The sequence below is a fragment of the Zestomonas insulae genome, from assembly GCF_016901015.1.
Lineage (GTDB): Bacteria > Pseudomonadota > Gammaproteobacteria > Pseudomonadales > Pseudomonadaceae > Aquipseudomonas > Aquipseudomonas insulae.
The window spans coordinates 13,538-25,290 of sequence record NZ_JAFEUP010000002.1 but is presented as its reverse complement, the minus strand read 5'-3'; the positions used below and the strand labels follow the sequence as shown (position 1 = coordinate 25,290).

The 11,753-nt window shown below is 69.3% G+C and carries 12 protein-coding genes; 1 reads left to right on the top strand and 11 read right to left on the bottom strand.

Features of this window, described 5'->3' with window-relative positions; all coding sequences use genetic code 11:
* Positions 1-55: 55 nt before the first annotated feature.
* On the bottom strand, positions 56-1,153 hold the full coding sequence (locus tag JQX08_RS05950) for a diguanylate cyclase (protein WP_204915369.1): 1,098 nt from the start codon (positions 1,151-1,153) through the stop codon (positions 56-58).
* A 160-nt stretch (positions 1,154-1,313) separates the two neighbouring features.
* Here JQX08_RS05950 and JQX08_RS05945 point away from each other — a divergent pair, with 160 nt between their 5' ends.
* Positions 1,314-1,649, top strand: a complete 336-nt coding sequence (locus JQX08_RS05945) for an NIPSNAP family protein (RefSeq protein WP_204915368.1) — start codon at positions 1,314-1,316, stop codon at positions 1,647-1,649.
* Positions 1,650-1,665: 16 nt separating this feature from the next.
* Here JQX08_RS05945 and JQX08_RS05940 read toward each other — a convergent pair whose 3' ends face one another.
* From JQX08_RS05940 to JQX08_RS05895, 10 genes are all read right to left on the bottom strand, one after another.
* A complete protein-coding gene (locus tag JQX08_RS05940; protein ID WP_204915367.1) occupies positions 1,666-2,541 on the bottom strand; it encodes an SDR family oxidoreductase in 876 nt (291 codons plus the stop codon).
* Between the two features lie 126 nt (positions 2,542-2,667).
* Positions 2,668-3,816 (bottom strand): acetyl-CoA C-acetyltransferase, encoded by a 1,149-nt coding sequence (locus JQX08_RS05935; protein WP_204915366.1) that lies wholly within the window; start codon positions 3,814-3,816, stop codon positions 2,668-2,670.
* A gap of 283 nt (positions 3,817-4,099) precedes the next feature.
* The gene (locus JQX08_RS05930; protein ID WP_204915365.1) at positions 4,100-5,155 is read right to left on the bottom strand and encodes an acyl-CoA dehydrogenase family protein; all 1,056 of its coding nucleotides are present in this window, start codon (positions 5,153-5,155) and stop codon (positions 4,100-4,102) included.
* Between the two features lie 18 nt (positions 5,156-5,173).
* The gene (locus JQX08_RS05925) at positions 5,174-6,340 is read right to left on the bottom strand and encodes an acyl-CoA dehydrogenase family protein (protein WP_204915364.1); all 1,167 of its coding nucleotides are present in this window, start codon (positions 6,338-6,340) and stop codon (positions 5,174-5,176) included.
* Between the two features lie 12 nt (positions 6,341-6,352).
* Positions 6,353-7,111, bottom strand: a complete 759-nt coding sequence (locus JQX08_RS05920; RefSeq protein WP_204915363.1) for an enoyl-CoA hydratase family protein — start codon at positions 7,109-7,111, stop codon at positions 6,353-6,355.
* Positions 7,112-7,120: 9 nt separating this feature from the next.
* Positions 7,121-8,188 (bottom strand): NAD(P)H-dependent flavin oxidoreductase, encoded by a 1,068-nt coding sequence (locus JQX08_RS05915; RefSeq protein ID WP_204915362.1) that lies wholly within the window; start codon positions 8,186-8,188, stop codon positions 7,121-7,123.
* Positions 8,188-9,066, bottom strand: a complete 879-nt coding sequence (locus JQX08_RS05910; protein ID WP_204915361.1) for an enoyl-CoA hydratase — start codon at positions 9,064-9,066, stop codon at positions 8,188-8,190. The genes JQX08_RS05915 and JQX08_RS05910 overlap by 1 nt, the downstream gene beginning before the upstream one ends.
* A gap of 24 nt (positions 9,067-9,090) precedes the next feature.
* Positions 9,091-9,879: a CoA-transferase subunit beta gene (locus tag JQX08_RS05905; protein ID WP_204915360.1), complete on the bottom strand. Its 789-nt coding sequence runs from the start codon at positions 9,877-9,879 to the stop codon at positions 9,091-9,093.
* 11 nt (positions 9,880-9,890) lie between these two features.
* Positions 9,891-10,772, bottom strand: coding sequence for a CoA transferase subunit A (locus tag JQX08_RS05900; RefSeq protein ID WP_204915359.1), 882 nt, complete (start codon positions 10,770-10,772; stop codon positions 9,891-9,893).
* On the bottom strand, positions 10,772-11,665 hold the full coding sequence (locus JQX08_RS05895; RefSeq protein ID WP_204915358.1) for a VOC family protein: 894 nt from the start codon (positions 11,663-11,665) through the stop codon (positions 10,772-10,774). The genes JQX08_RS05900 and JQX08_RS05895 overlap by 1 nt, the downstream gene beginning before the upstream one ends.
* Between the last annotated feature and the right edge of the window lie 88 nt (positions 11,666-11,753).

The following is an 11,753-nucleotide window of genomic DNA, read 5'->3' as shown; positions in this document are numbered from 1 at the left end:
GGAGAGAGGATTTTGCGCGGCGATTGGCCCGCCGCGCGGCAGGCGAGCGCGGCGCTTACAGCACTTCGATGCGGTCGCGGCCGTTCTCCTTGGCGCGGTACAGCGCACGGTCGACGCGGTGCAGCATGCTGTGCCGGCTTTCCTCGTCGCGGTACTGGGTGACGCCGAAGCTGGCAGTCTTGCACTGCACGGTGTCGAAGGCGAAAGCGTTGATGCGCTGCTGCAGGGTGCGCGCAGCCGCCTGCGCCTGGCGCTCGTCGATCTCCGGCAGGACGATGAGGAACTCCTCGCCACCCAGCCGGCCGACCTTGTCGACGCTGCGCACGTTGTCGCGCAGCAGCGCAGCGAACTGCTGCAGGACGCTGTCGCCGACGGTGTGGCCGTGGGTGTCGTTGACGCTCTTGAAGTGGTCGATATCCAGCAGGATCACCGAAAATGGCGTGCCATAGCGCTCGGCGCGGGCGATTTCGTCGGAGAAGAACTGGTCGATGCGCGCCCGGTTCCACAGCCCGGTCAGGCCGTCGACGCTGGCACTCAGGGCCAGCTGGCTCTGGTGCAGGAACATGGTCTTGTGCGCCTTCTCGAGCAGGAAGGCGCTGAGCAGGCCGAAGGAGAACGAGGCCAGTATCCACACCAGGTTGAGGCGCTGCAGGCCGGGCTCCAGCGAACTGACCAGGGTCACCGCGAGCAGCACGGCCGCCGAGGTCGAGGCGGTCAGCGTGGCCTGGCGCAGGGTCAGCCCGGAGACGGCGAAGGTCCACATCAGGTTCAGGTACATCTCCGGCGCGTAGTAGGCGAAATCGCCGTGCCGGCTGTTGAAGTACAGGTTCACCGCCACCGCGCCGATCGGTGCGCCGATCAGCAGGCCGAGCATCAGCCGATGCCAGCTGGTGCGGTAGCTGAGCAGGCCGACGCCGAGCAGCAGCGCCGGTACCAGCACGCCGTGCAGCGCCAGGCGCAGGCCCTGCTGGGCGCTGGCCGCCTGGTACTCGACGGCGGCGTAGACCAGGTAGAGCAGCATGGTGAGAAACGCGACGTAGCGAATCTGCGGAACCTTGGCCAGCTGGTACCAGGTGACGAATTCCGCGCGCAGCGTGGGCGACGATCCCTGCAGCGGATCCAACGACTGCGCCAGCGTCTTGATCAACGTCACCACACTGCACCCCTGTCAAATGGCCATCACGGCACAGGATACGCTGCCGGAGGACGTCGACGGAATGGGCTGACGCGCTGAATGTCGGCGCCGCTATCATCCACTCCGAACGCAGCGCGCCAGCGCCGCCAACGCCGGTCCCGCCGAACAGAGAGAAGCCATGGTCACCTGCTATCTGCGCTACGTGCTCGACCCCTGCAAGCTCAAGGAATTCGAGCACTACGGCAAACTGTGGATCCCCCTGGTGGAGCGCTTCGGCGGGCAGCACCACGGCTACTTCCTGCCGTCGGAAGGCGCCAACAACATCGCCCTGGCGCTGTTCAGCTTTCCCAGCCTCGCCGACTACGAGCGCTATCGCCAGCAGTCGCTGGCCGACCCGGAGTGCCAGGCGGCGTTCCGCTACGCCGAGGAAACCCGCTGCATCCTCAGCTACGAGCGCTCGTTCTTCCGCCCGGTGTTCGGCGGCGCGCCAGCGGCCACGCTGATCGACTGCTAGGCGCGCGGTCGGCGGCTCAGCTGCCGTAGACCTTCTGTGCCGGCACCGCTTCGGCGATCAGCTGCGCGACTGCCGCACCGATCTCCTCGGCCTGCCAGCGCCCGCCCTTGTCGCGCTCCGGGCCCTTGCGCCAGCCGTCGGCGATCGACAGCTTGCCGCCTTCCACCTCGAACAGCCGGCCGGTTACCGCCTGCGACTGCTCCGAGCCAAGCCAGACCAGCAGTGGCGCGACGTTCTCCGGGGCGAAGTAATCGAAGCCGTCCTCCGGCGCCTTCATCATCTCGGCGAACACCTGCTCGGTCATGCCGGTGCGCGCGGCCGGGGCCAGGGCGTTGGCGGTGATGCCGTAGCGCGCCAGCTCGGCGGCCTGCACCAGGGTCAGCGCGGCGATGCCGCCCTTGGCCGCGGCGTAGTTGGACTGGCCGATCGAGCCCTGCAGGCCGGCGCCGGAGCTGGTGTTGATGATCCGCGCCTGCACCTTGGCGCCGCCCTTGGCCTGTTCGCGCCAGTACTGCACGGCGTGGCTGGCGAGGCAGAAGTGGCCCTTGAGGTGCACCGCCATCACCGCGTCCCAGTCGGCTTCGGTGAGGCTGGCGAACATGCGGTCGCGGCAGATGCCGGCGTTGTTGACCAGCACATGCAGGTCGCCGAACGCCTCGACGGCGCTGCGCACGATCTCGCCGGCGGCGGCGTAGTGGGTGATGTCGCCGCTGTTGGCCAGCGCCGCACCACCCGCCGCCTGGATTTGCCCGACCACCGCCTCGGCGGCGGCACGGTTGATGTCGTTGACCACAACCTTGGCGCCCGCGGCGGCGAAGGCCAGCGCATAGGCCTTGCCCAGGCCGCCGCCGGCACCGGTGATGATGACGACGCGGTCGTTACAGATTGGCATGGGGGTACTCCGGTGGTTCGGGTTGTCGGTTATTGGGCCCCCGCGTTCGCGAGGGCGACGGTTCCGGGGAGTGCTCACGCGGCTCCGCTCGACGTCATTCCCGCGCACGCGGGAATCCAGTGAATGTCACAGCCGCTCGATGATCGTCACGTTGGCCTGGCCGCCGCCTTCGCACATGGTCTGCAGGCCGTAGCGGCCGCCGCTGCGTTCCAGCTCATGGAGCAGGCTGGTCATCAGTCGGGTGCCGGTGGCGCCGAGCGGGTGGCCGAGGGCGATGGCGCCGCCGTTGACGTTGGTCTGTGCGTGCGGATAGCCGGTCTCCTTGAGCCAAGCCATGGCCACCGAGGCGAAGGCCTCGTTGATCTCCACCCGGTCGATGTCTTCCAGCTTCATGCCGGCGCGCTTGAGCGCGTACTCGGTGGCCGGGATCGGCGCGGTGAGCATCCAGATCGGGTCTTCGGCGCGCACGCTGAGGTGATGGATGCGTGCCCGCGGGGTCAGGTTGTAACGCTTCAGCGCCGCCTCGGAGACGATCAGCATGGCGCTGGCGCCGTCGCAGGTCTGGCTGGACACCGCGGCGGTGACGCGGTCGCAGCCGAACAGGAAGTCCAGCTCGGCCATCTTCGCCAGGGTGGTCTGGCGTGGCGTTTCGTCATGCTCGACACCGGCCAGCGGGACGATCTCGCGGGCGAAGCGGCCCTCGGCGATGGCGCGCAGGGCGCGTTCGTGGGACTCCAGGGCGTAGGCCTCCAGCGCCGCGCGCGACAGCCCCCACTTCTCGGCGATCATCTGCGCCGAGCGGAACTGGGTCGGCGGCTGCGCGCCGTAGCGGCGCACCCAGCCTTCCGAGCCGGAGAACGGATCGGTGAAGCCGAGCGGCTCGGCGGCGGTCATCGCCGAGGAAATCGGAATCTGCGTCATGGTCTGCACGCCGCCGGCGACCACCACGTCCTGGGTGCCGCTCATCACCGCCTGGGCGGCAAAGTGCACGGCCTGCTGCGAGGAGCCGCACTGGCGGTCGATGGTGGTGCCGGGCACCGCGTCCGACAACCCGGCGGCCAGCCAGCAGGTGCGCGCGATGTCGCCGGCCAGCGGGCCGATGGTGTCGACGCAGCCGAAGATCACGTCGTCGTACTGGTCATCGGGAATGCCGTTGCGTTCGACCAGCGCGCGCAGCACGTGGGCGCCGAGGTCGGCGGCGTGGATCTGGCTGAGGCCACCCTTGCGCCGTCCGGTGGGGGTGCGCAGGGCGTCGACTATGTAGGCTTCGGGCATGTGTGGGCTCTCGAAAATGAAGATTCAGTGAACGGCCTTTCCCTCACCCCCGCCCCTCTCCCAGTGGGAGAGGGGAGACAAGCGGCGTACGCATGGGTCGGCAATTGCGCGCGCTGCCCCCTCTCCCACCGGGAGAGGGTTGGGGTGAGGGGCAAGTTGTCGGCCGGCGGTAGCGGTGGACGGCGACCCCGTGGAACCAACCAGTGGAGCGCCACCCGGTGGATCGCCACCCGGTGGATCGCCATCCGGTAGAAATCGCTTGGCGGTTCTCCACCCTACGGCGCTAAAAAGTCTGCCCGGCACCGGGCGTAATCACCCCACCAAACAGCGCCTCGCGAATCCGCGTCTTGTGCAGGCCGCGGTCGCCCCAGGCCTTGTCCAGCGCCCAGGCGCGTTTCATGAACAGGTGCAGGTCGACCTCCCAGGTGTAGCCCATGGCGCCGTGCGCCTGGATGGCGTTCTTCGCCGCCAGCAGGGCGGCTTCGGCGCAGGCCAGCTTGGCGTGGGAGACCAGCACCGGCGCCTGTGGCAAGTCGTGGGCGACCGCATAGGCGGCGTGGTACAGCGGGCCCTTGGCGAACTCGATCTGCACCGCGACGTTGGCCATCAGGTGCTTGACTGCCTGGAACGAGCCGACCGGCTTGCCGAACTGCTTGCGCTCAAAGGTGTAGTCGACAGCCAGGTCGACCATCCGCTTGGCCAGGCCGAGCAGTTGCGCGGCGGTGCCCAGCGCAGCGCGCTCGAAGGTCGCGGCCCACAGCGCGCGGCCTTGTGCGCCGCTGGCGACACAGGTGGCGGCGCTCGGCGTCCAGTCGACACGGAACAGCTGACGGCTGGGGTCGACCGACTCGTTGCGGGTCAGTTGCACGGCGTCGCGGCGCAGTGCGTGCACCTCGTCGCCGTGGCCGAGCAGCAGCAGGTCGGCGACGTGCGCATCGGCGACCAGCGCCGCGTCCGGCGCGCCGATGGCCAGCCGTGCGCGACCTTCGGCGACCGCGCTCAGCCACTCGTCACGCAGCGCGGCGTGCGCATCGTCCAGCGCGGCGAGCAGCGGCACGCCGACCAGCGCGGTGTCCAGCAGCGGTTCGGTCAGCCCGGCGTAACCGGCCTCCTGGGCGATCAGCACAAAGTCCAGGGCATTCAGGCCGAGGCCGCCCTGCCCCTCCGGCACGCACAGCGCCGGCAGGCCGAGGTCGACCAGCTCGCCCCACAGGGTGTCGCAGCGGCCGCTCGACAGCTGCCACAGCTCGCGGATGCGCTCGGGGGTCACCTCGTTGGTGAAGAAGCTGCGCACGCTGGCCTGAAACTGCAGCTGATCGTCGGTGAAATTGAAATTCATGGGGAACCTACCTGTTCGTCAGGCGCGCGGCATGCCGAGCATGCGTTCGGCGATGATGTTGCGTTGAATCTCGTTGGTGCCGGCGTAGATCGGCCCGGCCTGGGCGAACAGGAAACCGTCCAGCCAGCGCCCGACCTCGCCGGCGTCCGGCGCGTGCGGCAGCAGTTCGGCGCGCGCGCCGAGGATCGCCAGGGCAGTCTCGTGCATGCGCTGGTCGAGTTCGGACCAGAAGATCTTGTTGGTCGACGACTCCGCGCCGATCTTCTCGCCGCGACTGAGGCGCGAAGCGGTCATGTAGGTGTTCTGCGTGTAGGCCTCGGCGTCCAGCCAGGCGCGCATCACCGCCTCGCCGATGGCCGGGTCGCGGTCGGCGCTGGCGCGGTTGGCCTGGTACAGCTCGACCAGGCGCCGCGCGGTTTCCTGGAAGCGCGCTGGCGAGCGCAGCAGCAGGCCGCGCTCGAAGCCGGCGGTGGACATCGCCACGTGCCAGCCCTTGCCTTCACCGCCGAGGACGTTCTCCACCGGCACGCGCACCTCGTCGAAGAAGATTTCCGCGAAGCCCGGCAAACCGTCGAGCTGCGGGATCGGCCGTACGGTGATGCCCGGCGAATCGAGCGGCACGAGGATGAAAGTCAGGCCGTGGTGACGGCTCGACTGCGGGTCGGTGCGGAAGATGCCGAAGCACCAGTCGGCCCATACCGCGCGAGTCGACCAGGTCTTCTGACCGCTCAGCACATAGTGGTCACCGTCGCGCACCGCCTTCGAACGGATCGCCGCCAGGTCGGAACCGGCGCCCGGCTCGGACCAGCCCTGCGCCCAGATTTCCGCGCCGGTGGCCATCTGCGGCAGGAAGCGCGCCTTCTGTGCCTCGCTGCCGAACTCCATGAGCGTTGGGCCGAGCAGGAAGATGCCGTTCTGATTGACCCGTGCCGGGGCGCCGGCGCGGTAGTACTCCTCCTCGAAGATCAGCCACTCGATCAGGTCGCAGCCGCGCCCGCCGAGCTCGCGCGGCCAGGTCACCATGCCCCAGCGGCCTTCGTGCAGCTTGGCTTCCCAGGCGCGGTGCGCGGCGAAGCCCTCGGCGGTGTCGAACGAAGCCAGCGGCGTGCGCGGCACGTGCGCTTCCAGCCAGGCGCGCGCCTCGGCGCGGAAGGCCTGCTGGGCGGCGGTATAGGTCAGGTCCATGCGGGTCTCCGGTCAGCCGTTGAACTGCGCGCCGCGCTTCTCGACGAAGGCGTCGCGCGCTTCCTGGGAATCCGCCACGCGATAGGCTTCGAGGGTGAAGCCCTGCTCCCAGCGGTACTTGTCTTCGAGGTTGCCGTCCTCGATGCCGGTCAGCGCCTCCTTGGCCAGAGCGATCATCGCCGGGCTCTTGGCGGCGATCTGCGCGGCGATCTGCAGCGCCGCGTCGCGCAGCTGCTCGCGCGGCACCACGCGTTCCACCGCGCCGAGGCGGTAGGCCTCGGCGGCGTCGATCATTTCGCCGGTGAAGTACATGTGCCGCACCTTCTGCACCGGGAACAGGCGCTGCAGGTGCGCGCCGCCGCCCATTGCGCCGCGGTCGACCTCGGGCACGCCGAAGCGCGCGCAGTCGCTGGCGACCAGGATGTCCGCCGCGCCGCACAGGCCGATGCCGCCGCCGAGGACGAAGCCGTGCACGGCAATGACCACCGGTTTGGGGTTGCGGTGTACGGCCTTGAAGCTGTCGTAGTTGCCCTTGTTGACCGCGACGATCAGGTTGCCGTCGGCGGCCAGTTCCTTGATGTCGACCCCGGCGCAGAAGCCGCGGCCCTCGGCGCGGATGACGATGACCCGCACCGCCGGGTCCTGGCCGAGACTGTCCAGTTCGCGGGCGATGCTCGCCCAGCCGTGGCTGTTGAAGGCGTTCACCGGCGGGTGGTCGAAGACCAGCTCGGCGATGCCGTTGTCGATGCTGACGCGAAACGGTTGGCGCATGGGGAGTCCTCAGGAAACGGGGCGGCACAGGCCGGCGAGGCACTGCTCGGCCTGGGCCACGATGGTGGCGATGAGTTCGGCGCAGCCCGGCAGGCTGTCGATGCTGGCGGCGATCTGCCCGGCGGGCAGCACGCCCTCGGCCGGCTGGCCGTCGACCATGGCCTTCTGGATGACCATCGGCGCGTTGGCGGCCATCAGCGTCTGCGCGGCGCTGAGGCCGTCGCTGCCGCCGAGCTTGAGCGCGCTGCCGAGCAGCTGGGCGAGGCTGGAGCCGCTGTGCTTGCGGTAGGCCAGTGCACTGCGCAGGGCGAGCAGCAGGCGGCCGAGACCGCCGGCGCGCTCCAGGCGGTCGAGCAGTTCGTTGCGGATCATGCGTTGCGGCATGCCGTCGATCGCGCGGCTGACGATGATCGCCGCCGGATCGCCGACCGCCAGGTAGCGTTGCAGGGTGGCCGGCGGCACCGGGCTGTCGGCGCTCATCAGGAAGCGCGTGCCCATCGCGATGCCGGAAGCGCCCATGGCCAGCGCGGCGACCAGGCCGCGGCCATCCTTGAAGCCGCCGGCGGCGACCACCGGCACGTCGAGCGCATCGACCACCTGGCCGAGCAGGATCGCGGTGGGCACCGAGCCGGTATGCCCGCCGCCCTCGCCGCCCTGTATGGTCACCGCGTCGGCGCCCATCTCCACGGCCTTCACCGCGTGCTTGAGGGCGCCGACCGTGGGTAGGCAGACCACCCCGGCGTCCTTCAGGCGGGCGACCATCGCCTTGCCCGGCGAGCGGCTGTAGCTGACCGCGCGTATCCGGTGCTTGAGCACCAACTCGACGATCTCTGCCGCATTGCTCTGGTACATGTGGAAGTTGACCCCGAACGGCGCGCTGCTGAGCCGCTGGGTTTCGAGGATCGCCGCCTCCATGCGCGGCGGCTCGATGGTCGCCCCGGCGAGGAAGCCAAAGCCGCCGGCGTTGCCGGTGGCGGCCACCAGCCTCGGATCGGCGACCCAGCCCATGGCGGTCTGGATGATCGGGTAGCGGCAGCCGAGCAGCGCGGTCAGCCGGGTGTCGAGCGCACTGGCCATCAGACTTTGGCCTTGCGCTGCGAGTCGGCCATGGCCTTGGCGTCGTAGCCGCCGAGCTTGTCGCCGCTGACCAGTTCGTTGTGTGCGTGGGCGAAGTGGTGCAGGCCGAACACCATGTCCATGGTCGCGCGCTTGCCCATCAGGTCCTCGGCGTTGTTCACCGCCTGCTTGGTCAGCTGCAGGCCAAGGCGCGGCATCTGCGCCACTCGCTCGGCGATGTCGAGGGTCGCCTGCTCCAGCTCGGCGCGCGGCACCACGCGGTTGACCATGCCCATCTGCTGGGCGCGGGCGGCCGGCATGCGTTCACCGAGAAACAGGAACTCCTTGGCGATGCGCGGGTTGAGCTCATGCACGTGGGCGAAGTACTCGACACCGGGGATGCCCATGCGCACCACCGGGTCGGCGAAGTAGGCGTCATCGCTGGCGACGATCAGGTCGCAGACCCAGGCGAGCATCAGCCCGCCGGCGATGCAGGCGCCCTGGACCATGGCGATGGTCGGCTTGGGGATGTCGCGCCAGCGCCGGCACATGCCCAGGTAGACCTCCTGCTCGCGGGCATAGAGGAACTCGGCGCCGGGCTTGTTGACGTGGTCGTACCACAGGTGCGCGCGCTCGAAGCTCTGGTGCACGTCGCGGCCCGGCGTGCCGATGTCGTGGCCGGCGGAGAAGTGCTTGCCGGCGCCGCGCAGGACGATGACCTTGATCTCGTCGTCGTCCACCGCGCGACGGAACGCGGCGTCCAGCGCGTAGGTCATCCGCGAGTTCTGCGCGTTGTGGTAGTCGGGGCGGAGCATGGTGATCAGCGCCAGCGGGCCGCGGACCTCGTAGAGCACCACCTCGTCGTTGTCGCTGCTGTTGTTCTTGTTCTGGTCGCTCATGGCGGGTCCTCTGCGGCGCGCGGTTCAGCGCACGCCCGGCGGGTTGTCTTTGAGTTGGCTGGCGCGCAGGTTGTGCGGATCGAGCTCGGCGAGCAGCGCCAGCTGCGCGGCGGTCGGCGCGGCGGTGGTCGGGATGTCGGCCGGGATGTGCAGCGGGAAGCCGGTCTGCTCCTGCACCGCAGCGGCGCTCATCCCCGGGTGCAACGAACGGATGCGCACCTGGTGCTGCGGGCCCTGGAAGTCCATGACGCACAGATCGGTGACGATCAGGCGGATGTCGATCTCGTCGAGCGACCAGCCGCGCGCCAGGCGCGCCGGGTTGTAGCCGACCGAGGCGACCACATCGACCTCGCCGGCGACGAACACCCGACGGTTGTGCGCCGGCACCAGGAAGGAGTTGGCGTGGCTGATCGAGTTGCCGGGAAAGCCGCGCACACCGAGCATCTGCGTTTTCGGCTTGGCGTGGTCGCCGATGCAGGAGATGTTCGCCTGGCCGTAGCGGTCGATCTGCGTCGGGCCGACCAGCGCATGGCGGCGGCCGCTCCAGACGTTGTCGAAGATCCGCGAGAAGCCCATCCAGCTGTCGAGCTGGGGCCGGTAGGCACCGCGCGGGCCGATCGGCACCGGCTCGCCGACCATGTAGGCCTCGGAGTCGGTCATCATCAGCGCCGGGTTGCTGCTGCGCATCGCCAGCGAGGCGGCCAGGCGCTGCAGCACGCCGATGCCGGTGGCGAGCACCTCGCCGTCGGCGGCGAAGGCCTCGGCGGCGGCGCAGATCATCAGCTCGGCGAGGCTGTAGGGGGTATCACTCATGGGTCGATTCCTCAGAACACCGGCAGCGGCAGTTGGCGGATGGCGGCCAGGCCGCCGACGCGCTCCAGGTACTGCTCTTCGGTGCAGTCGATGAAGCGCTGGCGATAGTCCTGCCAGCCGTTCGGCTCACTGGCCGAGGCGTTGTAGGCCTTGAAGTGGCCGACGTCGAAGCCGTACAGCGGCGCGCACGACGAGGGATGGGCGCCGCCCGGCAGGTGCACCACGCCGGTGGTGCGGTTGCGCTCCCAGAACACCGCGCGAGCCTTCTCCGGGTGGGCATGCAGCCAGGCGCTGTCGACCAGTTCGTCGCAGCTCACATAGGCCTGCGCGGCGGCGCGCACGAACAGGTCGTCCATGTAGTGATCGGGGCCCTCGATCTGGCACACGCCGCGCGCATCGGCGCGGTCGACGTGCACCAGCGCGGCGTCCAGCTGGAGCGCCGGCATCGCCAGCCAGTCCTTGCCGTCGGCATAGGGCGAGGCGATCAGCTTGAGCTCGGGGTTGAGGCGCAGCACATCGGTGCCCAGGCCGACCGCGGTGGGAATGAACGGCACACGCATCGCCGCGGCGCGCAGGCCGAGCAACAGCATGCCCTCGTCGATCTCCATCACCTCGATGGCCGCCTCCTGGCGGGCCTTGCGGAAGTACGGTTCGAGCGGGATGAAATCCAGCGAGACGAAAGCGAACACCAGCTTCCTGACCTTGCCGGCGGCGCACAACATGCCGACGTCGGCGCCGCCGTAGGCGACGATGGTCAGGTCCTTGAGCTCGGAGCGGAGGATCTCGCGGATCAGCGCCATCGGCTTGCGCCGCGGGCCCCAGCCACCGATGCCGATGGTCATGCCGTCGCGCAGCTGGCCGACCACGTCGGCGGCGGTCATGCGCTTGTCCATCACTGTCTCCCCACGCTGAAGTCATGGCCCCAGTGGCTGACCACGGTGCTTTCGAACGCGGTGTGGCGCTGCCAGTCCATGACCTTGCCGCCGCTGCCGTACTCCAGGTCGAAGCCGCCCGGGGTCTGCATGTAGAAGGAGGTCATCTCGTCGTTGGTGTGCTTGCCGAGGGTCGCCGACAGCTTGACGCCGTGGGCCTGCACGCGGTCCAGCGCGCGGCCGACCTCGTCGAAGCTGTCCACCTCGACCATCAGGTGCACGCAGCCGGACGGAATCGGGCACTCGAACAGCGCCAGCGAGTGGTGCCGCGCGTTGTTGCAATGCAGGAAGTGGATGCGCTTCTCCGGCTCGGCCGGATCGGGGGTGAAGCGCACCTTCATCAGGTCGGAGAGGCCGAAGCCGAGCACCTTCTGGTAGAAGTCCAGGCAGCGGTCGAAGTTCGGCGCCGGCAGCACCGCGTGGCCCATGCCCAGCTCGCTGGTGACGAAGGCGTTGATGCCGACCGGCGAGATGAACCGCGCGAAGTCCTGGCGCGGGCCCCAGAACAGCTCGTGGCGATTGCCGTCCGGGTCCTGAAAACGTGCCAGCGCCTGCACCTGACGCTGCGCGGCCTCGGCGGCGCTACCGCGCTGCACCGGCACATCGGCCTGCTCCAGCTCGGCCAGCGCCTGCTCGAACGCCGCCGCGCCAGCCACTTCCCAGCCGCAGGCGCCGTAGCCGTCGCGCTCGGCGCGCTCGATCAGCAGGCGGTAGGGACGCTCGTCCATTTTCAGCAGCAGGGTGTTGGCGTCGCCGTCGACCGCCATCATGCCGAGCACGTCGGTGGCGTAGTGGCGCCATTGCGCCAGGTCGCGGGACAACACGGTGACGTAGCCCAGACCACGAATATCCATGGGTCGCTCTCCTCAGTTCGCACCACCGCCCCGATGCGAATGCCGGGGCGGGCTATGGAGAGCGATTTAAGCGGCTGGCCGGATGGGC